Source organism: Streptomyces sp. NPDC008150, assembly GCF_042956945.1.
GTDB lineage: Bacteria > Actinomycetota > Actinomycetes > Streptomycetales > Streptomycetaceae > Streptomyces.
Window position 1 is genome coordinate 356,206 of record NZ_JBIBHJ010000003.1, and the last position, 21,669, is coordinate 377,874.

16 protein-coding genes and 1 pseudogene are annotated in these 21,669 nt (G+C 73.4%); 10 read left to right on the forward strand and 7 right to left on the reverse strand.

The window, feature by feature from the left end; all coding sequences use genetic code 11:
* Positions 1 to 2: 2 nt before the first annotated feature.
* From cydB to ACFZA0_RS10935, 4 genes are all read left to right on the forward strand, one after another.
* The gene (cydB, locus tag ACFZA0_RS10920) at positions 3 to 1,022 is read left to right on the forward strand and encodes a cytochrome d ubiquinol oxidase subunit II (RefSeq protein ID WP_391014146.1); all 1,020 of its coding nucleotides are present in this window, start codon (positions 3 to 5) and stop codon (positions 1,020 to 1,022) included.
* A 119-nt stretch (positions 1,023 to 1,141) separates the two neighbouring features.
* Positions 1,142 to 4,723: a thiol reductant ABC exporter subunit CydD gene (cydD, locus tag ACFZA0_RS10925; protein WP_391014148.1), complete on the forward strand. Its 3,582-nt coding sequence runs from the start codon at positions 1,142 to 1,144 to the stop codon at positions 4,721 to 4,723.
* Positions 4,724 to 4,869: 146 nt separating this feature from the next.
* A complete protein-coding gene (locus ACFZA0_RS10930) occupies positions 4,870 to 6,663 on the forward strand; it encodes a GAF domain-containing protein (RefSeq protein ID WP_391014150.1) in 1,794 nt (597 codons plus the stop codon).
* 311 nt (positions 6,664 to 6,974) lie between these two features.
* Positions 6,975 to 8,039, forward strand: a complete 1,065-nt coding sequence (locus ACFZA0_RS10935) for a peptidoglycan DD-metalloendopeptidase family protein (protein ID WP_391014152.1) — start codon at positions 6,975 to 6,977, stop codon at positions 8,037 to 8,039.
* Between the two features lie 75 nt (positions 8,040 to 8,114).
* On the opposite strand, the gene ACFZA0_RS10940 is transcribed toward ACFZA0_RS10935, so the two are convergent.
* Positions 8,115 to 9,002, reverse strand: coding sequence for a Cof-type HAD-IIB family hydrolase (locus tag ACFZA0_RS10940; RefSeq protein WP_391014154.1), 888 nt, complete (start codon positions 9,000 to 9,002; stop codon positions 8,115 to 8,117).
* Between the two features lie 174 nt (positions 9,003 to 9,176).
* On the opposite strand from ACFZA0_RS10940, the gene ACFZA0_RS10945 reads away from it, so the two are divergent.
* Entirely contained in the window at positions 9,177 to 10,082 is a 906-nt protein-coding gene (locus ACFZA0_RS10945) for an LLM class flavin-dependent oxidoreductase (protein ID WP_391014155.1), read from the forward strand.
* Here the strand turns inward: ACFZA0_RS10945 and ACFZA0_RS10950 are convergent.
* The 3 genes and pseudogenes from ACFZA0_RS10950 to ACFZA0_RS10960 form a co-directional block, all read right to left on the reverse strand.
* Positions 10,054 to 11,019, reverse strand: coding sequence for a DUF72 domain-containing protein (locus tag ACFZA0_RS10950; RefSeq protein WP_391014427.1), 966 nt, complete (start codon positions 11,017 to 11,019; stop codon positions 10,054 to 10,056). The genes ACFZA0_RS10945 and ACFZA0_RS10950 overlap by 29 nt on opposite strands.
* 280 nt (positions 11,020 to 11,299) lie before the next feature.
* Positions 11,300 to 11,890 (reverse strand): RNA 2'-phosphotransferase, encoded by a 591-nt coding sequence (locus tag ACFZA0_RS10955; RefSeq protein WP_391014157.1) that lies wholly within the window; start codon positions 11,888 to 11,890, stop codon positions 11,300 to 11,302.
* A gap of 392 nt (positions 11,891 to 12,282) precedes the next feature.
* A pseudogene (locus tag ACFZA0_RS10960) lies at positions 12,283 to 13,167 on the reverse strand (alpha/beta fold hydrolase); the annotation flags it as partial.
* 394 nt (positions 13,168 to 13,561) lie between these two features.
* Here ACFZA0_RS10960 and ACFZA0_RS10965 point away from each other — a divergent pair.
* The 5 genes from ACFZA0_RS10965 (at position 13,562) to ACFZA0_RS10985 (ending at position 17,907) form a co-directional block, all read left to right on the forward strand.
* On the forward strand, positions 13,562 to 14,704 hold the full coding sequence (locus ACFZA0_RS10965) for an ATP-binding cassette domain-containing protein (RefSeq protein ID WP_391014429.1): 1,143 nt from the start codon (positions 13,562 to 13,564) through the stop codon (positions 14,702 to 14,704).
* On the forward strand, positions 14,694 to 15,695 hold the full coding sequence (locus ACFZA0_RS10970) for an ABC transporter permease (RefSeq protein WP_391014158.1): 1,002 nt from the start codon (positions 14,694 to 14,696) through the stop codon (positions 15,693 to 15,695). The genes ACFZA0_RS10965 and ACFZA0_RS10970 overlap by 11 nt, the downstream gene beginning before the upstream one ends.
* A 130-nt stretch (positions 15,696 to 15,825) precedes the next feature.
* Positions 15,826 to 16,737 (forward strand): ATP-binding cassette domain-containing protein, encoded by a 912-nt coding sequence (locus ACFZA0_RS10975; protein WP_391014160.1) that lies wholly within the window; start codon positions 15,826 to 15,828, stop codon positions 16,735 to 16,737.
* A gap of 9 nt (positions 16,738 to 16,746) precedes the next feature.
* Positions 16,747 to 17,466 (forward strand): ABC transporter permease subunit, encoded by a 720-nt coding sequence (locus tag ACFZA0_RS10980; protein WP_391014162.1) that lies wholly within the window; start codon positions 16,747 to 16,749, stop codon positions 17,464 to 17,466.
* 153 nt (positions 17,467 to 17,619) lie between these two features.
* Positions 17,620 to 17,907 carry a hypothetical protein gene (locus ACFZA0_RS10985; RefSeq protein ID WP_391014163.1) on the forward strand — a complete coding sequence of 96 codons (288 nt, stop codon included), beginning with the start codon at positions 17,620 to 17,622 and terminating at the stop codon, positions 17,905 to 17,907.
* A 4-nt stretch (positions 17,908 to 17,911) separates the two neighbouring features.
* On the opposite strand, the gene ACFZA0_RS10990 is transcribed toward ACFZA0_RS10985, so the two are convergent.
* The 3 genes from ACFZA0_RS10990 to pheA all read right to left on the reverse strand — a co-directional run bounded on the left by ACFZA0_RS10990 (position 17,912) and on the right by pheA (position 21,533).
* Positions 17,912 to 18,742 (reverse strand): Cof-type HAD-IIB family hydrolase, encoded by an 831-nt coding sequence (locus ACFZA0_RS10990; RefSeq protein WP_391014165.1) that lies wholly within the window; start codon positions 18,740 to 18,742, stop codon positions 17,912 to 17,914.
* Positions 18,739 to 20,016 (reverse strand): serine--tRNA ligase, encoded by a 1,278-nt coding sequence (serS, locus tag ACFZA0_RS10995; protein ID WP_391014167.1) that lies wholly within the window; start codon positions 20,014 to 20,016, stop codon positions 18,739 to 18,741. Before serS ends, ACFZA0_RS10990 begins: the two co-directional genes overlap by 4 nt.
* Before the next feature lie 584 nt (positions 20,017 to 20,600).
* On the reverse strand, positions 20,601 to 21,533 hold the full coding sequence (pheA, locus tag ACFZA0_RS11000) for a prephenate dehydratase (protein WP_391014169.1): 933 nt from the start codon (positions 21,531 to 21,533) through the stop codon (positions 20,601 to 20,603).
* Between the last annotated feature and the right edge of the window lie 136 nt (positions 21,534 to 21,669).

Below are 21,669 nucleotides of genomic sequence, written 5' to 3' on the forward strand. Positions count from 1 at the left end.
TCATGGAACTTCACGACGTCTGGTTCGTCCTGATCGCGGTCCTGTGGACCGGCTACTTCTTCCTGGAGGGCTTCGACTTCGGGGTCGGTGTCCTCACCAAGCTGCTCGCCCGGGACCGGGCCGAACGGCGCGTGCTGATCAACACGATCGGCCCGGTCTGGGACGGCAACGAGGTCTGGCTGCTCAGCGCGGGCGGCGCCACCTTCGCGGCCTTCCCGGAGTGGTACGCCACGCTGTTCTCCGGTTTCTACCTGCCGCTCCTGGTCATCCTGGTCTGCCTGATCGTCCGGGGAGTCGCCTTCGAGTACCGCGCCAAGCGGCCCGAGGAGCGGTGGCAGCGGAACTGGGAGACGGCCATCTTCTGGACGTCGCTGATTCCCGCGTTCCTGTGGGGCGTGGCGTTCGGCAACATCGTGCACGGCGTGAAGATCGACCAGAACTTCAACTACGCCGGCAACCTCGGGGACCTGCTCAACCCGTACGCCCTGCTGGGCGGTCTGGTCACGCTGACGCTCTTCACCTTCCACGGCGCGGTTTTCACGGCGCTGAAGACGCTTGGTGACATCCGGCAGCGGGCCCGCAGGACGGCGACGTACGTCGGTCTGGTCGCCGCCGTGCTGGCGCTGGCGTTCCTGGTGTGGACGCAGGCCGACAGCGGTGACGGCAAGAGCCTGGTCGCGGTGGTCGTCGCGGTGGTGGCGCTGCTCGCGGCACTCGTGGCGAACCGACGGGGCCGGGAGGGATGGGCGTTCGCGCTCTCGGGCGTGACCATCGTGGCCGCCGTGGCGACGCTCTTCCTCGCGCTCTTCCCGAACGTCATGCCGTCGTCGCTCAACGACTCCTGGAACCTGACGGTCTCCAATGCGTCGTCGAGCCCCTACACCCTGAAGATCATGACCTGGCTGGCGGTGATCGCCACTCCCATCGTGGTGCTCTACCAGGCGTGGACCTACTGGGTGTTCCGCAAGCGGATCGGTACGCAACACATCGCCGCCGACGCGGCAGCGGGCGCCGCGCACTGAGTACGGCGGGGAGGGCGTGGCACGCCGGATGTTTCACGTGAAACGCCCTCCCCGCACCAACGGGCATGGCCGGTAAGGGCATGCCGATGGAGACCTCCTGAGAAGAGGGCGTGTTTCACGTGAAACCGATCGACCCACGACTGCTGCGGTACGCCCGTGCCACCCGCTTCTTCCTGGGTGCCGTCGTCCTTCTCGGTGCCGTCGGCGCGGGGCTGGTCGTCGCGCAGGCGATGCTCATTTCCGAGACGGTGGTCGGCGCCTTCCAGCACGGGTTGTCGGTCCACGGACTGCGCACTCCCCTGCTGCTGCTCGTGGCCGTCGCCTGCGGCCGCGCGCTCGTCTCCTGGCTCACCGAACTCGCCGCGCACCGCGCCAGCGCGGCGGTGAAGTCGGAGCTGCGCGGCCGGCTTCTTGAGCGCGCCGGTGCACTCGGCCCCGCGTGGCTCGGTGACCAGCGGACCGGTTCCCTCGTGGTGCTGGCCACGCGCGGCATCGACGCCCTGGACGACTACTTCTCCCGCTACCTGCCCCAGCTCGGCCTGGCCGTCGTGGTGCCGGTGGCGGTGCTCGCCCGCATAGTCACCGAGGACTGGGTCTCCGCGGCGATCATCGTCTGCACGCTGCCGCTCATCCCCGTCTTCATGGCGCTCATCGGCTGGGCGACGCAGGCCCGCACGGACCGTCAGTGGCGGCTGCTGTCGCGGCTGTCCGGTCACTTCCTGGACGTGGTCGAGGGGTTGCCCACGCTGAAGGTGTTCGGCCGGGCCAAGGCGCAGGCGGACTCCATCCGCCGCATCACCGGCGAGTACCGGCAGGCGACCCTGCGGACCCTGCGGCTCGCCTTCGTCTCGTCCTTCGCGCTGGAACTGCTCGCGACCCTGTCCGTGGCACTGGTCGCCGTGACCATCGGCATGCGGCTGGTCTCCGGCGGCATGGACCTCTACACCGGCCTGCTCGTCCTCGTCCTGGCGCCGGAGGCCTACCTGCCGCTGCGCCAGGTCGGCGCGCAGTACCACGCGGCGGCCGAGGGGCTCGCCGCCGCCGAGGAGATTTTCGCGGTACTGGAGACCCCGGCCCCCGCGACGGGCGGCGCCGCCGTACCGTCGGGCGCCCTGTCCTTCGACGAGGTCACCGTCCGGTACCCGGATCGGAGCGCGGACGCGGTGTCGGACGTGTCGTTCACGGTCGAGCCCGGGGAGACGGTCGCCCTCGTGGGCCCGAGCGGGACCGGCAAGTCGACCCTGCTGAACGCGGCGCTCGGTTTCGTGCCGCTCACCGGCGGCCGGGTCCGTGTCGGGGGAGCGGACCTCGCGGAACTCGACCTGGACCAGTGGCGGTCCCGCGTGGCCTGGGTCCCGCAGCACCCGCACCTGTACGCCGGGACCATCGCCGAGAACGTGCGCCTGGCGCGGCCGGACGCCGACGCCGCGGCGGTGCGCCGGGCACTGGACGACGCCGGGGCGCTGCCGTTCGTGGACGCGCTCCCCGAGGGGGCCGACACCGTGCTCGGCGAGGACGGCACCGGGCTGTCGGCGGGGCAGCGGCAACGGCTCGCCCTGGCCCGCGCCTTCCTCGCCGACCGGCCCGTGCTCCTGCTCGACGAGCCGACGGCGACCCTGGACGGCGCGACCGAGGCGGAGATCGTCGCCACGGTCCGCCGCCTCGCGGTGGGCCGCACGGTGCTGCTGGTGGTGCACCGGCCCGCGCTGCTGGCCGTCGCCGACCGCGTGGTGCGGCTGCCGGAGACGGGCGCGCGTGCGGCGGCCCGCACGCACGGGACGGAGGCCGGTCGCGCGGCGGCGGGAGGCACCGCCACCGTTCCGGCGCCGCGAACTCCCGCGGAACCGGCGCCCCGTGACCTTCTCGCCGAGGGTGCCGAGGGCGCCGCCGGGGAGGAGCACGCGCCCGCACACGGCACGGACGACCGGGCCGCCCGGCGGGCCGCCGCCGGGCGCGGAGTCCTCGCCCGGGTGCGCGCCCTCGCCGACGCCCGGCGCGGCCGGCTCGCGCTGGCGCTGCTGCTCGGCGCCCTCGCGCTCGGCAGCTCCGTGGGCCTCATGGCCACATCCGGTTGGCTCATCTCGCGGGCGTCCCAGCACCCGCCCGTGCTGTACCTGATGGTCGCCGTGACGGCGACCCGGACCTTCGGCCTCGGCCGGGCCGTCTTCCGGTACGCCGAGCGGCTCGTGTCGCACGACGCGGTGCTGCGGATGCTCGCCGACACCCGGGTCGCCGTGTTCCGGCGCCTGGAGCGGCTGGCCCCCGCCGGGCTGCGCGGAATCCGGCGCGGCGACCTGCTGTCGCGGCTGGTCGCCGACGTGGACGCCCTCCAGGACTACTGGCTGCGCTGGCTGCTGCCGGCCGGCACCGCCGCGGTCGTCTCGGCGGCCTCGGTGGCCTTCACCGCGTGGCTGCTCCCGGAGGCCGGGGCCGCGCTGGCCGTCGGTCTGCTGGCCGCGGGCGCCGGGGTGCCGCTGCTGACCGCGTCGGTGGCACGCCGCGCGGAACGCCGGCTGTCTCCCGCCCGGGGCGTGCTCGCCACGCGGGTCACCGACCTGCTGACCGGCACCGCCGAGCTGACGGTCGCCGGTGCGCTGCCCGCGCACACCGCGCGGGCCGGGCGGGCGGACGGCGTCCTGACCCGGATCGCCTCCCGCGCCGCCACCGCCACCGCCCTCGGCGACGGCCTCACGGCGCTGATCTCCGGCCTGACCGTCGCGGCCACCGCGCTCGTCGGCGCCCAGGCGGTCGCCGCCGGACGCCTCGGCGGCGTCGCGATGGCCGTGGTCGTCCTCACGCCGCTCGCCGCCTTCGAGGCCGTCCTCGGCCTGCCGCTCGCGGTCCAGTACCGGCAGCGGGTGCGCAGGAGCGCCGAGCGCGTGTACGAGGTCCTGGACGCACCCGCCCCGGTGCGCGAACCGGAACGGCCCCGCAAGGCGCCGGCCACTCCGTTCCCGCTCGTGGTCAAGGACCTGGCCGCCCGCCACCCCGGCCGGCAGCACGACGCCCTGGCCGGTCTGGACGTCACGCTGACCCAGGGGCGCCGGATCGCGGTGGTCGGTGCCTCCGGCGCCGGCAAGACGACACTGGCGCAGGTGCTGCTGCGGTTCCTGGACGCCGACGCGGGCACGTACACGCTGGCCGGCGTGGACGCGTACGCCCTCGACAGCGACGACGTGCGGCGTCTGGTCGGGCTGTGCGCCCAGGACGCGCACCTCTTCGACAGCTCGGTACGGGAGAACCTGCTGCTCGCGCGGCGGGGCGCGACCGACACCGAACTGCGCGACGCGCTCGCGCGAGTACGGCTGCTCGACTGGGTGGACGGCCTGCCCGCCGGGCTCGACACCCTCGTCGGCGAGCACGGCGCCCGCCTGTCCGGCGGTCAGCGGCAGCGGCTGGCACTCGCCCGCGCGCTGCTGGCCGACTTCCCCGTCCTCGTGCTCGACGAGCCGGCCGAACACCTCGACCTGCCGACCGCCGACGCCCTCACCGCCGACCTGCTGGCCGCCACCGAGGGCCGGACGACCGTACTCATCACGCACCGGCTCGCGGGTCTCGCGGACGTCGACGAGGTGATCGTGCTCGACGGGGGCAGGGCGGTGCAGCGCGGCCCGTACGCGGAACTGCTCGCCGTGGACGGTCCGTTGCGGGACATGGTGGACCGGGAGACGGAGACGGACCTGCTGGTCGGGGCGCGCTAGCCGAGGATCGCGCGGCGGAGGCGGCACGCCGGGAGCCGTGCGCCACGCGGGGGTGCGGCGGTGGGGTGCGGCGCAGCGGTGCGGCCGGCGGGCCGGGAGGGCGGTTCGACCAGGTCGCCGCAAACCGGGCGAATTAGGCTCGGCCCATGCCCGCCACCCCGCCCCCAGACCCGTCCTTCGAACCCCCCGCTCCCCCGTCCGAGCCCTCCGACGCGGCAGCACGGCTTGATCTGCCCAGGGACCTGCACGCGCGATGGGCGGCGCGGACGACCCAACTGCTGGACGCCATGCGCTCCATCGGCGGCGGCGTCGACCTGCACGGCACGCTCGACACCATCTGCGAGACGGCCGCCGCCCTGACCGACGCCCGGTACGCGGCGCTCGGCGTCGTCGACGAACACGGCGACGGACTCGCCGACTTCGTCCACCACGGGGTCGACGAGGAGACCGTCCGGCGCATCGGCCACCTCCCCGACGGGCACAAGGGGCTGCTCGGCGCCCTCGTCCGGGACCCGCGCCCGGTGCTGCTCACGGACCTGACCGCCGACCCGCGCTCCTGCGGATTCCCCGCGCACCACCCGGAGATGCGGAGCTTCCTCGGCGTCCCCGTGGACGTCCGGGGCAGGGCCTTCGGGAACCTCTACCTCTCGGAGAAGCGGGGCGGCGAGCCGTTCAACGAGGACGACCTGAACCTCGTCCGGGTGCTCGCCACCGAGGCCGGCATCGCCATCGAGCATGCCCGCCTCCACGAGGCGGCCAGGCAGCGCGAGCGCTGGATCGACGGGTCCGTGGCGGTCACCACCGCTCTGCTCTCCGGGCACGGCGGCTCCGCGGGGCCCGCCGTTCCGGGCGCTGCCGGGGCCGGAGACGGCGGGGCGGCAGCGGACGACGCCCTCCACGTCGTCGCCGAACAGGCCCGCCGGCTGTCGGGCTCGGCGGCGGGCATGGTGCTGCTGCCCGACGGGAACGGCGGCCTGGAGGTCGTCGCCGTCGCCTCGGAACGGCCGACGGGGGCGCTCGGTGCGGTCGTCCCGCCGGAGAGCGAGATCGTCGGTGAACTCCTCGCCGGCAGGGCCGTGTTCATCGAGGACACTGCCGGCGACCCCCGCACGGTCACACCCTTCGCCGCCGACTACGGTCCCGCGATGCTGCTGCCCCTCACGAGCGACGGGCGGGTCCTCGGCATCCTCGTCGTCCCGCGCGCTCCCGGGGAGCGGCCGTTCACGCCCGCGGAACGCACGCTGGCGGTCCAGTTCGCCTCGCAGGCCGCGCTCGCGCTGCGGATGGCGGAGGCGCAGCGGGACCGGGAGCGGCTGGCCGTCTACGAGGACCGCGACCGGATCGCGCGCGACCTGCACGACCTGGTCGTCCAACGGCTGTTCGCCACCGGGATGATGCTGGAGGGGGCCCAGCGCCGGTCCGTCGTTCCGGAGGTGCGGGAGGGCGTGGCCAGGGCGGTCGACGAACTCGACATCACCATCCAGGAGATCCGCACCGCCATCTTCGCGCTCCAGCAGGGCCCCGCGGAGGCGCCCTCCGGCCTGCGTACGCGGGTGATGCGCGAGATCGGCAACGCCGCCGTGCCGCTGGGCTTCACACCGTCCCACCGGTTCGTCGGCCCGGTCGACACGGTGGTCGGGGACCTGGTGGGCAAGAACCTCGTGGCCGCCCTGCGCGAGGCGCTGTCCAACGCGTTCCGGCACGCGGAGGCCACGCGGATCGAGGTCGTCGTCGACGCGACGGTGACCCTGCCCGACGGCAGGCCGGGCGTCCGGCTGACCGTCGCCGACGACGGCGTCGGCATCCCCGAGGGCGGACGCCGCAGCGGCCTGCGGAATCTCGGGCGGCGGGCCGAGTCGCTGGGCGGCGGCAGTTGGCACGGCCCCGGCATCGGCGACGACGGGGCGGGCACGACGCTGGTCTGGGAGGCCCCGCACTGAACGGTTGGCACCGCACGCGGCCCCTACGTCCGCGGCGCCGGGCGGGGCGGCGCCCGGACCCTTCGGCCGAGTGGTCGGGGCGCTGTCCACGCATCGGGGAGGCGGCTGCCCGGGTGCGCGGCGCTGGGTGGTGAGTGCTCGCCCGCCCGTCGGCCGTGTGGAACGACGCGCACCTCCACGGGCCGCGCGGTGCGTCGGGCACCCGCAACCCGCAACCCGCAACCCGCCGCCCGCGTCGGCGTGAGGCGGCCGTCCCCCGGGCGTACGAGCAGAACAGGACGGTGGCCGGGCGGCCGACCATGATCGCTGACATGCGATCACGTCGGCGTCACCCACTGCTCGTTCCCGTGCTCCTGATCGGCCTCGCCGTGTTCGTGGCGCGCCCGGGTGGTGGTCCCGTCGACGGCGGCCTCGCGGACGGTGTCGCGGACGCCCAGGTCGTCCGACTGGACCGGGAGGCCGCGGTGGCGGCGCGGCAGTACGAGGAGGGGCGTCGGCAGGCCCGTGAGCAGCGGGCCCGCGCCCGGCGGCTGGAGGAGCGACTGGGCAGGGAGCGACGCCGGGCCGCCGTGCTGCACACCGAGTTGGTGCGGTCGGCCCGAACCCGGGACAGCGGGGCCGCCGACGCAACGCCGGCCGCGGCGACACTCCTCGCGGGCGGCCCGGAAGGGCTGACGCGCGGTCGGCACCTGTCACCGCAGGCGGTCCTCGCCGTGCGCAACGCGATCGACAGGAGCCGCCGGTCCGAGGCGCGGCTATCTGCGGACCAGGCGCGGGCGACGTCCGCGTGGCGGTCGCTGGAGAGGCGCAACACGCAACTCGCCGCGTTGAAGCGGGACATCGGGCAACGCCTGGACGAGGCACGGCAGCGGCTCGTGGCCCGGGAGACGGGGCCGGCCGTCGCAGGCCCCTGCGGGGGAGCGGCCCGGCCGGAACCCCGCGAGCCCTCGGGCCGGGCCGCCGCCGAGGGGCGGTGGGTGGCGCCCGTCAGGTCGTACGAACTGACGGCGGGGTTCGGCAGCGGCGGCGCGCGGTGGGCGAACCGGCATACCGGGCAGGACTTCGCGGTGCCCCTCGGGACGCCGGTGCGGGCGGTGGGCGCGGGCCGCGTGGTGCGGGTGTTGTGCGGCGGCGCCTTCGGCGTCCAGCTCGTGCTGCGGCACCCCGACGGCTACTGCACGCAGTACGCGCACCTCTCCGCGGTGGCGGTGCGCCGGGGCGAGACGGTGAGCGCCGGGCAGGTGATCGCGCGGTCCGGCTCGACCGGCAACTCCACCGGGCCGCACCTGCACTTCGAGGTACGGCGCACGCCCGGTACCGGCTCCTCGGTGGACCCGCTGCCCTGGCTGGAGGAGCGCGGCGTACGGATCGGCTGAGCGGGCCCGGGGCGGCAGGCGGCCCGGCCCGCCGGCCCGACCCGCCGGTCCGGCCGGTCGGATCGGGTCCGCCCGTCAGACCAGCTCCGCCAGCATCCGTTCGATGACGACGGCCACGCCGTCGTCGTTGTTGGCGGCGGTACGGGCCGTGGCCGCGGCGACGGCGGCCGGGTGGGCGTTGCCCATCGCGTAGGACCGGCCTGCCCAGGTCAGCATCTCGACGTCGTTGGGCATGTCCCCGAAGGCGACGACCTGGTCGGGGGAGATGCCGCGCTCCGCGCAGCAGAGGGCCAGGGTGGACGCCTTCGAGACCCCGGGGCCGCTGATCTCCAGCAGCGCGCTCGGGCTGGACCGGGTGACGGTGGCACGGTCGCCGACGGCCCGCCGGGCGACGTCGAGGAAGACGTCCGGGGCGAGTTCGTAGTGGTAGGCGAGGATCTTGAGCACCGGTTCCCTGGTGCCGGGGGCGTTCGGGGCGAGCAGTTCCAAGGCGTCGGCGACCGTGTCGGGCCGCTCGCGCAGCAGCTTCGGGTAGCCGGGCTCCTGGTGGAAGCCGTAGGTCTGCTCGACCGCGAAGAGGGTGCCGGGGGCGGCCTCGCGCAGCAGCCGCACGGTGTCGAGCGCGTTCTCCCGCGCCAGCTCGCGCACCGAGACGAACCGGTGGGCGCCCGCGCTGCCGTGCAGGTCGACGACCGCGGCGCCGTTGCCGCAGATGGCGAGGCCGTGCCCGTGCACGTGCTCGCTGACGGCGTGCATCCAGCGGGCTGGCCGGCCGGTGACGAAGAAGACCTCGATACCGGCAGCCTCTGCGGCGGCGAGCGCCGAGACCGTACGCGGCGACACCGAACTGTCGTCGCGCAGCAGGGTGCCGTCGAGATCCGTGGCGATCAGCCGGGGCGGAACGGCGGCGGCCGGGGGCTGGGGCTGTCGAGTCGCTGAGGTCACCCGGTCATTCTGGCCCATATGCCCGCACGGCCGTGCGGGAGTCCGCACATGTGAGTGATTTCCGCTGTTGGCCGGGAGCGCTCCCGGCCAGGAGGGACGCGGCCCGAGCGGCGTGCGCCCGCGGACGGGGGCACGGTGGCCGCGCCCCGGCCGCCTCCTGCTGCCGCCGGCCGCACGGCATACGCTTCCCGCATGACCGACCTGCGCCTGAGCACCGTGATCCTCCCCGTCGACCGCTGGCACGAGGGCGGCCGGGACAAGTGGCGGCGAGCCGAGGAGCTCGGTTTCCATGCCACGTACACCTACGACCACCTGTCCTGGCGCACCTTCCGTGACGGCCCGTGGTTCGGGGCCGTGCCGACGCTGACCGCCGCCGCGGCCGTCACCGAGCGCCTGCGGCTGGGCACGCTGGTCACGAGCCCGAACTTCCGTCACCCGGTGACCCTGGCGAAGGACCTGATCTCCCTGGACGACGTCTCCGGCGGCCGGATCACGCTGGGCATCGGGGCCGGCGGCAACGGGTTCGACGCCACCGTGCTGGGCCAGGAGCCGTGGACGCCGCGTGAACGGGCCGACCGGTTCGGGGAGTTCGTGCCGCTGCTGGACCGGCTGCTGACCGAGGACGCGGTCTCGCAGCGCGGGGAGTTCTACTCGGCGGACGAGGCGCGGGACATCCCGGGCTGCGTGCAGCGGCCCCGGCTGCCCTTCGCGGTGGCGGCGACCGGCCCGCGCGGGATGCGGCTGGCCGCGCGGTACGGGCAGGCGTGGGTGACGACGGGGGACCCGAAGCTGTTCGAGGAGGGCACCCCCGAGCAGTCCCGGGCCGCGCTGGCCGGACAGGTCGGGCGACTCGGTGCCGCGTGCGAGGAGACCGGCCGGGACGTCGCCGAGCTGGACAAGATCCTGCTCACCGCCTTCACCCCGGACCGCAACCGGCCCTTCGAGTCCGTGGAGGCGTTCGTCGACTTCGCCGGACGCCACGCGGAGCTGGGCTTCACCGAGATCGTCGTCCACTGGCCCATCGCCGACTCGGAGTTCGCCATCGACCCCGGCGTCTTCGAAGCGATCGTCACCGAGGCGCCCGCGCGGCTGGGCTGACCGCCAAGTCCGTTGCCGGGGCGCCCCGTTCGGGCCCCGGGTCCGGGGCGTCCAGCATTTCGCGCATCGTCCGGGCGGCGCGCACGGCGGCGTCGGCGCAGCAGTTGTTGAACAGGACGTGCACCTCGCGCGCCCGCCCGGCCAGGGCGCGGACGCGCGGGATCCACTCGGCCAGTTCGGCCGCCGTGTAGGTGTGCCGGAACCGGTCCTCCTTGCTGCCCGTCCCCCACGCCTCGCTGCGGCCGTGGAAGCGGACCACCGCCAGCCGGGGCGAGGTGATCCGGGCGACCGGCGGCACGGAGGACGGGAGCCCCCGGGCCATGTCCACGGCGACCGCGGCCGCGTCGAGTTCGGCCAGCAGCGCGGCGGTGCCGTCCGCGCGGTCCTCGCGCCACCACCCCGGGTGCCTGAACTCCACCGCCATCGGCCACCCGGCGGCGCGCTCCCGGCACCGGCGCAGGAACTCCGCCGCGGGCACGCCCGGCGCCAACTGCCGGGGGAACTGGAACAGCACGGTGCCCAACCGGCCGCCGGCGCGCAGCGGTTCGAGCGCGGAGGCGAAGCGGTGCCACACCTCGTCGAGGAGGCCGGGGTCCGTGTCGTCCCGGCCGCGTCGCGCGGCGGCCAGGGCGGGGCGCAGGTCGGCGGGGAGCGACTCCGGCCGGGTCGGATGGCCGGTGAGCAGGGAGAACGCCTTCACGTCGAAGCGGAACCCGTCGGGGGTGCGCTCGGTCCACAGCAGGCTGTTGCGCGTGCTGGGCAGGCCGTAGTAGGTGGCGTCGACCTCGACGACGGGGAACTGCTCCGCGTAGTGCCGCAACCGCCCCTCGGCGTCCCGACTGCCGCGCGGATACCAACCGGAGGCCACCAGCGCCTTGTCGGTCCAGGAGCAGGTCCCGACCTTGATCTCCCCGGCCGAGTCCGCCGCGTTCGCCATGCCCGCCGAGTTCGCCGTGCCGTCGCCGCCCTTCGCGCCCGCCCGGCCCGCCGTGCCCGCGGAGCGCACGGAATCCGCCGCGCCCGCGGCACCTGCCCCGCCCGTCCCGCCCGTCTCCGTCATCCCGCCGCCGTTCCGTATCGCCGTCCGCGCCGCACGTGCGGACCGCGTTCCCCGGACCGGCAGACGTCAACACCCGCGGCCGCCAACGGAGTCACGCCGGGAACCGGGCCCGGCGGGCTACCCCTCAGCGTCCTGAACCGGGCCGGGCGGCCTTCCCTCAGTGGCCCTCCGGGAAGCGCAGGTAGCGCGCCGGTACGGCCGCCGTCAGCCAGACGCCGTTGGCGCTGACCCGGAACTCGTGGCCGTCGCGGTGCATCGCGGCGGTGTCCACGGAGAGCACCACCGGCCGTCCGCGCCGGGCGCCGACACGGGTCGCCGTCTCCCGGTCGGCCGAGAGGTGCACGTCGTGCCGGTTCATGGGACGCAGCCCCTCCGCGCGGATCGCGTCCAGGTTGCGGGCGACGGTGCCGTGGTAGAGGTACGCGGGCGGTGCCGTCGCGGGCAGTCCCAGGTCGACCTCGACGGTGTGCCCCTGGCTGGCCCGGATCCGGGTGCCCTCGACGGCGAAGCGCCGCTTGTCGTTCGTGGCCACCACGTGGTCGAGCTCCGCGCGGGAGACGGGGAAGCCGTGCGCCCGCGTCGCCGCGAGCAGGGTGTCGATCTCCACCCAGCCGGCCTCGTCGAGGACGAGCCCGATCCGCTCCGGCTGGTGCCGCAGGTGCTTCGACAGGTACTTCGACACCTTCACGGTGCGTCTGTCGGCCGCGTCGGCGCCTTCGGCGGACCCGGCTGCTCTTCGTTCGGTCATCCGACCAGGGTGGCGCGCGCGTCACACATCGCGCAGGTGAATTTTTGGAGCTCAGGTTTGCTCCACAGCCAAGTCCGTTTATCCACAGGGGATTTCGCAAAACTGTGGATAACTAGCCTGCGGTTGCTGCCAGTTCGTGAACATCTGTTCCTTTCGGTCCTGTTCACGACGGCGTCGGCAACTCACTTGTCCACAACTCCTGTTCAAGACCCGCCTCGAACGCGGCCCGGTCCCGTCTGTCAACAACACCGGACGCAATGAACCGATTTGCCGCCCCCGGCGACTCCTCGACACGCCGCCGTCGCACCGCACCCGCCCGTCATGGACGAACCCGCGCGAAAGCGACGTGATGCGGCGTTCGCACGGGCAACGCGGGTCTACTCGGCGGGGGTTGCCGCGTGCTCCCGTCCTTCGACCTCGGTGACGAAGGCCGCCGTCCACTCGGCCACCCGGTCGGGATGGGTGCGCGGGATCCAGTGCCGGGCCCGCAGGGTGCGCCGCACCAACCGCGGTGCCCAGCGGTCCAGTTCGTCGTACAGGTACTCCGACAGGAAGGCGTCCTGGAGCGGCGTGATGAGCTGCACCGGTACGTGCGCGTAGGCGTCGGCGCGGGGGCGGCGCAGCCGCGTCCGGACGTTGTCGCGGTACAACCACGCGCCGTGCGCGGCGTCTTCGGGGAGCGAGGCGGTGGGATAGCCGCCGCTGGAAGGGACATGCTCCGCGCGTTCGAGGATCTTCGGCCAGCGCCGCCCGAGCGGTCCGCGCCAGGCACGCTCGGGCAGGACGGGGGTGTGCAGCAGGTAGACGTACCAGGACTTGGCTCCCTGGCCCAGGAGTTGGCCCGTGCGGCGCGCGGAGCGGTGCCGGAGGCGGTCCTTGATCCAGTGGCCGAAGTGGTCGAGGGACGGCCCGGACATCGACGTGAACGAGGCGATCCTGCCCCTGGTCCGCTCGACCGTGGCGAACTCCCAGGACTGCACCGAACCCCAGTCGTGGCCGACCACGTGCACCGGGGCGTCCGGGCTCACCGCGTCCGCGACCGCGAGGAAGTCGTCCGTCAGTTTGGCCAGGGTGAATCCGCCCCGCAGCGGCAGCGGTGCCGTCGAACGACCGTGGCCCCGGACGTCGTACGTCACGACGTGGAAGCGGTCGGCGAGGCGGTCCGCCACGTCCGACCAGACCTCCTGGCTGTCCGGATACCCGTGCACCAGGACGACCGTGGGGCGTGCCCGGTCCCCGGTCTCGGTCACGCACAGCTCGACCCCACCGGTCCGCACCGTCCGAACCGTGCTGTTCCGGGGCCCCTGTTGCTCCCCCGGCCGCGCCTGCGGCTCCTGCGGCTCCCGCGCGTCCTTCGGCGTCACTCGTCCTCCGCCCAGCGCCGCGGGCCGGCGGTCCGGGCCGTCCGCGGCGCGGAACGGCGGGGGCACGCACGGCTGTTCACGGCAGGTCGTCCTCCGGTCGCCGACGAATCTCGCAGTTGTGAGACGCGGCGTCAACAGGGAGTGCGGCCGGACCTCACGCCCACCTCCCGCCCACCTCGCGCCCCTCGCGCACCCCTGGCCTCTCGGGGTGACCCCTACGGGCCCGTAAGCCTGAGGTCTGACGCGATGACGCACCCCCGGTCTGACGACGCGGGCCGCGTTCGTCACTACCGTCGAGGACGTGACTGTGATCGCGACCGAAAGCCTGAGCAAGCGGTTCCCGAGGGTGACCGCTCTGGACCGGCTGTCCGTGGACGTCGGGCCCGGTGTCACCGGGCTCGTCGGCGCCAACGGAGCCGGCAAGTCGACCCTGATCAAGATTCTGCTGGGTCTGTCCCCCGCCACCGAGGGCCGTGCGCAGGTACTCGGGCACGATGTCGCCGTGGACGGCCCCGCCATCCGGGAGCGCGTCGGCTACATGCCCGAGCACGACTGCCTGCCCCCCGACGTGTCGGCGACCGAGTTCGTCGTCCACATGGCGCGCATGTCCGGCCTCCCGCCGACCGCCGCCCGCGAGCGCACGGCGGACACCCTGCGCCACGTCGGCCTGTACGAGGAGCGCTACCGCCCCATGGGCGGCTACTCCACGGGCATGAAGCAGCGCGTGAAACTGGCCCAGGCGCTCGTCCACGACCCGCAGTTGGTGTTCCTGGACGAGCCGACCAACGGCCTGGACCCGGCCGGCCGCGACGAGATGCTCGGCCTGATCCGGCGCATCCACAGCGAGTTCGGCATCTCGGTCCTCGTGACGTCGCACCTGCTGGGCGAGTTGGAGCGCACCTGCGACCACGTCGTCGTCATCGACGGCGGCAAGCTGCTGCGCTCCAGCTCCACGACGGACTTCACGCAGACGACCACGACGCTCGTCGTCGAGGTCACCGACAGCGACGCGCATCCGGACGGCACGCGGGCGGTGCGCGAGGAACTGCGCTCGCGTGGCGTGGAGTTGCTGCCCGGCGCCGCGGACGGCGACTTCGCCGCGGTCGGCAGCGGGCTCCCCGGCGGCGGCCACGTCCTGCTGGTGACCGCGCGGGGCGAGGAGACGAACGACGTCGTGCGCGACGTCATCGCCGACCTCGGCCTCGGCCTGGTGCGGATGGAGCAGCGCCGGCACCGCATCTCGGAGGTCTTCCGCGACTCGGACGCGGCGGCGGCCACGGAGGCGGCGGCCACGGAGGCGGCGGCCCAGGCACACGCGCGGGCCGAGGCACCGGGCCCCGCCGACGCCGACGCCGACGCCGACGCCGAGGCAGGCACCGCACCGGGCTCCCCCGGAACCACCCCGACCACCGACACCCAGCGCAAGGAGGCGGTCGGCCATGGCGACTGAGCCCCAGCCGACACGGCGGACCGGCGGCCCCGGCCCCGTCCCGGACCAGGCCCCAGGACCCGGCGGCACCCGGCCGACGGCACCCGCGACGGCCCTCGCGGCACCCCCCGGCGGAACCGACCGCACCCGTATCCACGACATCGGTTACCGCTCCTACGACGGCCCCCGCCTCGGCCGCTCGTACGCCCGCCGCTCCCTGTACGCGCAGTCGCTGCGCGGCGCCTACGGGCTCGGCCGCTCGGCCCGCTCCAAGGTGCTGCCGATGCTGCTGTTCGGCGTGATGTGCGTACCGGCGGCCATCATGGTGGCCGTCGCCGTGGCCACCAAGGCGCACGACCTGCCCGTCGACTACACCCGCTACGCGATCATCATGCAGGCCGTGACCAGCCTGTTCGTCGCCGCGCAGGCCCCGCAGTCCGTCTCGCGCGACCTGCGCTTCCGTACCGTGCCGCTGTACTTCTCGCGGCCGATCGAGGCGTCCGACTACGTACGCGCGAAGTTCGCGGCGCTGGCCTCAGCGCTGTTCGTGCTGACCGCAGCGCCGGTGCTCGTCCTCTACGTGGGCGCGCTGCTCGCGAAACTCGACTTCACCGACCAGACCAAGGGGTTCGGGCAGGCGCTCGTCTCGGTGGCGGTCCTGTCGGTGCTGTTCGGCGGCATCGGTCTCGTCGTCGCGTCGATCACCCCGCGCCGCGGCTTCGGCATCGCGGCCATCATCGCCGTGCTGACCATCACCTACGGCGCCGTCAACACGCTGGCCGCCATCGCGGACGTCCAGGACAGCTCGGGCTCCATCCCGTGGATCGGCCTCTTCTCACCGGTCACGCTCGTCAACGGCGTGCAGTCCGCCTTCCTGGGCGCGGAGTCCACGCTGCCGGGCGCGCGGGACATCACCTCGGCGCAGGGCGCCGTCTACGTCCTCGTCGTGCTGGCCGTGATCTCCGGCTGCTACGCGCTGCTGACCCGCCGCTACCGGAAGGCGGGACTGTGACCGCCCGGCGCACGCACCGTCCGTACGACGGGCCCTGCGTGCCCGCCAAGTCCCGCGCCGCAGGCGCCCGTTCACTCACCGCCGTCCCGCCGACCGCGGGCTCGGGCCTCGCGAGGAAGGTGCCGCGTCCATGAGCACGCTCACCGTCGACCACGTCTCCCGCTGGTTCGGCAACGTGGTGGCCGTCAACGACATCACCATGTCCATCGGGCCGGGCGTCACCGGCCTGCTCGGCCCCAACGGCGCCGGCAAGTCCACGCTCCTCAACATGATGGGCGGCTTCCTGGCCCCCTCCACCGGCACCGTCACCCTGGACGGCGCGACGGTGTGGCGCAACGAGCAGATCTACCGGCACATCGGCATCGTCCCCGAACGCGAGGCGATGTACGACTTCCTCACCGGCCGGGAGTTCGTCGTCGCCAACGCCGAACTGCACGGGCTCGGCAAGAAGGCGGCCCAACGCGCCCTGGCCACCGTGGAGATGGAGTACGCGCAGGACCGCAGGATCGCCACGTACTCCAAGGGCATGCGGCAGCGCGTGAAGATGGCGTCCGCGCTCGTCCACGACCCCTCGGTGCTGCTGCTGGACGAGCCGTTCAACGGCATGGACCCGCGCCAGCGCATGCAGTTGATGGAACTGCTGCGGCGCATGGGCGACGACGGCCGGACCGTCCTGTTCTCGTCCCACATCCTCGAAGAGGTCGAGCAACTGGCCCGCCACATCGAGGTGGTGGTCGCCGGCCGGCACGCCGCCAGCGGCGACTTCCGGCGGATCCGCCGTCTCATGACCGACCGGCCGCACCGCTATCTGGTGCGCTCCAGCGACGACCGCGCGCTCGCGGCGGCACTGATCGCCGACCCGTCCACGGCCGGCATCGAAGTCGACCTGGCGGAGGGCGCGTTGCGCGTGCAGGCCGTCGACTTCGGCCGGTTCACCGCCCTGTTGCCCCGGGTCGCCAGGGACCATGGCATCCGGCTGCTCACGGTCTCGCCGTCCGACGAGTCCCTCGAATCCGTGTTCTCTTATCTGGTCGCGGCGTAGGAGGCCACCATGTACGACCCCACAGTCGCCCGGCTCACCTACCGCGCGCTGCTCGGCCGGCGCCGGGCCCTGATCCTCGGCGCGCTGCCCCTGCTGCTCCTCGTGATCGCCGTCGTCGTGCGCGCCCTCGCGGGAGCCGACGACCAGACGACGTCCGACGTCCTCGGCGGCCTCGCGATCGCCACGATGGTGCCGATCATCGGCGTCATCGCGGGCACCGGCGCCATCGGCCCGGAGATCGACGACGGCTCGGTCGTGTACCTGCTGTCCAAGCCTCTGAAGCGGCCGACGATCATCTTCACCAAGCTGATCGTCGCGATCGCCGTGACCATGGTCTTCTCAGCGGTTCCCACCTTCCTGGCGGGCCTGATCCTCAACGGCAACGGCCAGCAGCTCGCCGTGGCCTACACGGTGGCGGCACTGGTCGCCTCGATCGCGTACGCCGCGCTCTTCCTGCTCCTCGGCACGGTCTCCCGGCACGCCGTGGTCTTCGGGCTCGTCTACGCGCTGATCTGGGAGGCGCTCTTCGGCTCGCTGGTGCCGGGCGCGCGCACCCTGAGCGTCCAGCAGTGGGGCCTCGCGGTGGCGCACAAGGTCACCGGCGGAGACCTCGTCACCTCGCACGTCGGGCTGACGACGGCGACGGTGCTGCTGATCGCGGTGACGGTGCTGGCCACCTGGTACGCCGGTCAGCGGCTGCGCTCGCTGAAGCTGACGGGCGACGAGTGACGGCGGCGGCGGACGGGCGTTCCGGGCCCGTCCGCCGCGCGGGTGACGGCCGTGTGCCGGTGGTTCTGCGGTACTGACAGGGCCTTCACACCGGTTTGTGCACACTGGGGGACCGGCCGGAGACCCCGGAACCGGGCGCGGGAGGAGGACGGCATGGCGGACACGGCGGGCACGGACCCCGGAGCGCCCGACGGCGCCCCCGAGGGCCCCGACGGCTTCGACGGTCTGGTCCTCGACGAGGACTTCGTCCGCGCGGCCGACGCGGCGGAGCCGTCGGCGCGGGCCCGGATGCTCGCGGCGCGCCGGCGCCGCGAGGACCCCGGACCGCAGCCCTGGCGCTCGGACGAGCCGCCCGCGGGCTGGTTCTTCAGCAGGCCCCGGCGACGTGCACGGCGCCGGTGGACGGGACTTCGCCGCGGACACGGCGGCGGCGCGTCCTAGGGGCCTAGCCCAGCAGCCGTTCCAGGACGACCGCGATGCCGTCCTCGTCGTGGGACGCGGTGACCTCGTCGGCGACGGCCTTCAGCTCCGCGTGGGCGTTGGCCATGGCCACCCCGTGCGCGGCCCACCCGAACATCGGGATGTCGTTGGGCATGTCGCCGAACGCGATGGTCTCCGCGGCCTTCACCCCGAGCCGCCGGGCCGCGATCGACAGCCCCGTGGCCTTCGTCAGGCCCAGGGGGAGCAGTTCGACGATGCCGGCGCCCGCCATGGTGACGCCGACGAAACCGCCCGCGGTGCGCAGCGCGACCTCGGCCAGCTCGTCGTCGGTCAGGGTCGGGTGCTGTATGTAGATCTTGTTCAGCGGCGCGGTCCACAGGTCGGAGGCGTCCGTGAACGGGGTCCCGGGCAGGCTGCCCTGGATCTCGTAGCCGGGGCCCACCAGCACCTCGCCGTCCAGGCCGTCGCGGCTGGCCGCGAGGAACAGCGGGCCCGTCTCGGCCTCGATCTTGGCGAGGGCGACGCCCGCGAGCTGCCGGTCCAGGGTCACCGAGGTGAGCAGGCGGCGCTCACCGGCGTGGTAGACCTGCGCGCCCTGGCCGCAGACGGCGAGGCCCCGGTAGTCGAGGTCCTCCAGGATGTGCCGGGTCCAGGGGACGGCGCGGCCGGTGACCACGATGTGCGCGGCACCCGCCGCGGTGGCCGCCGCGAGGGCGTCCCGCGTGCGGGCCGAGACGGAGTCGTCGGAGCGCAGCAGCGTGCCGTCGAGGTCGGTCGCGACCAGCCGGTACGGGAAGTCTCCGGCGGCCCGCTGCTCGGCGGCGGCCTGGCTCACTTGGCCACCGGTTCGAGAACCTCTCGCCCGCCCAGGTAGGGGCGGAGCACCTCGGGCACCCACACCGAACCGTCGGCCTGCTGGTGGTTCTCCAGGATGGCGACGATGGTGCGCGGCACGGCGCACAGGGTGCCGTTGAGCGTGGCCAGCGGGCGGACCTGCTTGCCGTCGCGCATGCGGATCGACAGGCGGCGGGACTGGAACTCGGTGCAGTCCGAGGTCGAGGTCAGCTCGCGGTACTTGCCCTGGGTCGGGATCCAGGCCTCGCAGTCGAACTTGCGGGCGGCCGAGGAGCCCAGGTCACCGGTGGCGACGTCGATCACGCGGAACGGCAGTTCGAGCGAGGTCAGCCACTGCTTCTCCCAGTCGAGCAGGCGGCGGTGCTCGGCCTCCGAGTCGTCCGGGTGCACGTACGAGAACATCTCGACCTTGTCGAACTGGTGCACGCGGAAGATGCCGCGGGTGTCCTTGCCGTGCGAACCGGCCTCGCGGCGGAAGCAGGGCGAGAAGCCCGCGTAGCGCAGCGGCAGCCGGTCGGCCTCGATGATCTCGTCCATGTGGTACGCCGCGAGGGGCACCTCGGACGTGCCGACGAGGTAGAGGTCGTCCTTGTCGAGGTGGTAGACGTCCTGGGCGGCCTGCCCGAGGAAGCCGGTGCCGGCCATCGACTGGGGGCGGACCAGGGCGGGCGTCAGCATCGGCGTGAAGCCGGCCTCGGTCGCCTGTGCGATGGCCGCGTTGACCAGCGCCAGTTCGAGCAGGGCGCCGACGCCGGTGAGGAAGTAGAAGCGCGAGCCGGAGACCTTGGCGCCGCGCTCGACGTCGATCGCGCCGAGGCGCTGGCCGAGGTCGAGGTGGTCGCGGGGCTCGAAGCCCTCGGCGCCGAAGTCGCGGATGGTGCCGTGCGTCTCCAGCGTGACGAAGTCCTCCTCGCCGCCGACCGGGACGTCGGGGTGGACGAGGTTGCCGAGGCGCTGGAGCAGCTCCTGGGTCTCGGTGTCGGCCGCGTCGCGCTCGACGTCGGCGGTCTTGACGTCCGCCTTGAGCTGCTCGGCCTTCTTGAGCAGCTCCGCCTTCTCGTCGGCGGAGGCCTTCGGGATCAGCTTGCCGAGCGACTTCTGCTCGGCGCGCAGCTCGTCGAAGCGGACGCCGGACGACCTGCGCCGTTCGTCGGCGGACAGGAGAGCGTCGACGAGGTCGACGTCCTCTCCACGGGCGCGCTGCGAAGCACGCACACGGTCGGGGTCCTCACGGAGCAGGCGAAGGTCAATCACGTGGTCAAGGCTACCGGTGCGGGGTTGTCCCTCACGACTCACTATTGGGGGGAGCGGCTTACGTTCTGTTATGCGGCAATTGCGCCGTGTGTCAATTGCGGACGCCGGCTCCCCGGTACGGGGCAGCGGGAGCGCGGGCGGTTGACTCGATTCCCTTGCTGGAGGCGGCACTTGGGGAGGGGCCGCGGTCTTGTTGTCCACAGGAATCCGACCCCCGGAACGAGTTATCCACAGGCTGTGTGGAAGAACTGTGGATTTCGGAATTGATCGTTCCGAAACTCGAAGCGGTGCGAAGGATTCCATGTTCAAACTCGCTTTAGGACCACTTTCGGGTGGAAAGGGGTCGCCCCAAAGGATTGATCAAAGGAAACAAGTGGACGAAGAGTGACGTGAGGGGTTGTGGTCCGGGTTGTGGACTGTGGGCCGATTTGTCGACTGAGTGGCAGTTCGGTGTCGACTTGTCCCCAGGTCGAGAAGCGGACTGTGGACAACTTCTGTGGATAACGAAAATCAGCAGGTAGGACCGGCGGAAACGGCGGCACCGGCCGGAAAGAGACCCCGGGTACGTCGGGCGGAACGGGTCCTCAGAACCGCCCGTCCTGGCAGCGGGCCACCCAGTCCGCGGCCGCGACGAACGCCGCGTCGGACGTCCCCGGCAGCGGTGGGGAGACCTCGGCCGCCATGCGGTCGGCCCGCGGGTACGAACCGAGGAAACGCACTTCGAGGGACGCGCGCCGCAGCCCCGTCAGCGCGTCGGCGACACGGCGGTCGGAGATGTGGCCCTCCGCGTCGAAGCAGAAGCAGTAGTTGCCGATGCCCTCGCCGGTCGGCCGGGACTGGAGCAGCATCAGGTTGACGCCGCGCGTCGCGAACTCGCTGAGCAGGTCGCGCAGTCCACCGGGGTGGTCGTCGCGCTGCCAGACGACCACGGAGGTCTTGTCGGCGCCGGTGGGTGCCGCCGGGCGGGCCGGCCTGCCGACCAGGACGAACCGGGTCTGCGCGTTCTCGGCGTCGTGGATGCCGGTCTCCAGTGCCGTGAGCCCGTAGCGCGCCGCCGCGAACTCGCCCGCGAAGGCGGCGTCGTAGCGGCCCTCCCGCACCAATCGGGCGGCGTCGGCGTTGGAGGCGGCCGACTCCCACACGGCGTCCGGCAGGTGGCCCTTGAGCCAGTTGCGGACCTGGGGCTGGGCGGCCGGATGCGCGGAGACCGACTTGATGTCCGACAGCGCGGTCCCGGGCCTGACCAGCAGCGCGAAGGAGATCGACAGCAGCACCTCGCGGTAGATCATCAGCGGCTCGCCCGCGACCAACCCGTCCAGCGTGGTGGTGATGCCGCCCTCGACGGAGTTCTCGATCGGCACGAACGCCGCCTCGGCCTCGCCCGCTCGCACCGCGTCCAGTGCCGCGGGCACGGACACCATCGGGACCAGCTCCCGGGTGGCCGTCTCGGGAAGGGTGCGCAGGGCGACTTCGGTGAACGTGCCCTCGGGGCCGAGATACGCGTAACTGGCAGGCATGACCTCACCCTAAGGGGCCCCGCCCGGGGCGGTACGACTTTCGGGCCGGGGAGCCAACCGGGGCCCCGGCCTGCGGCCTTGCCGGCTTCCACCCCCCGTCCTCCCCACCGCCTCACCTCCGGGGCGACCGGCGCCG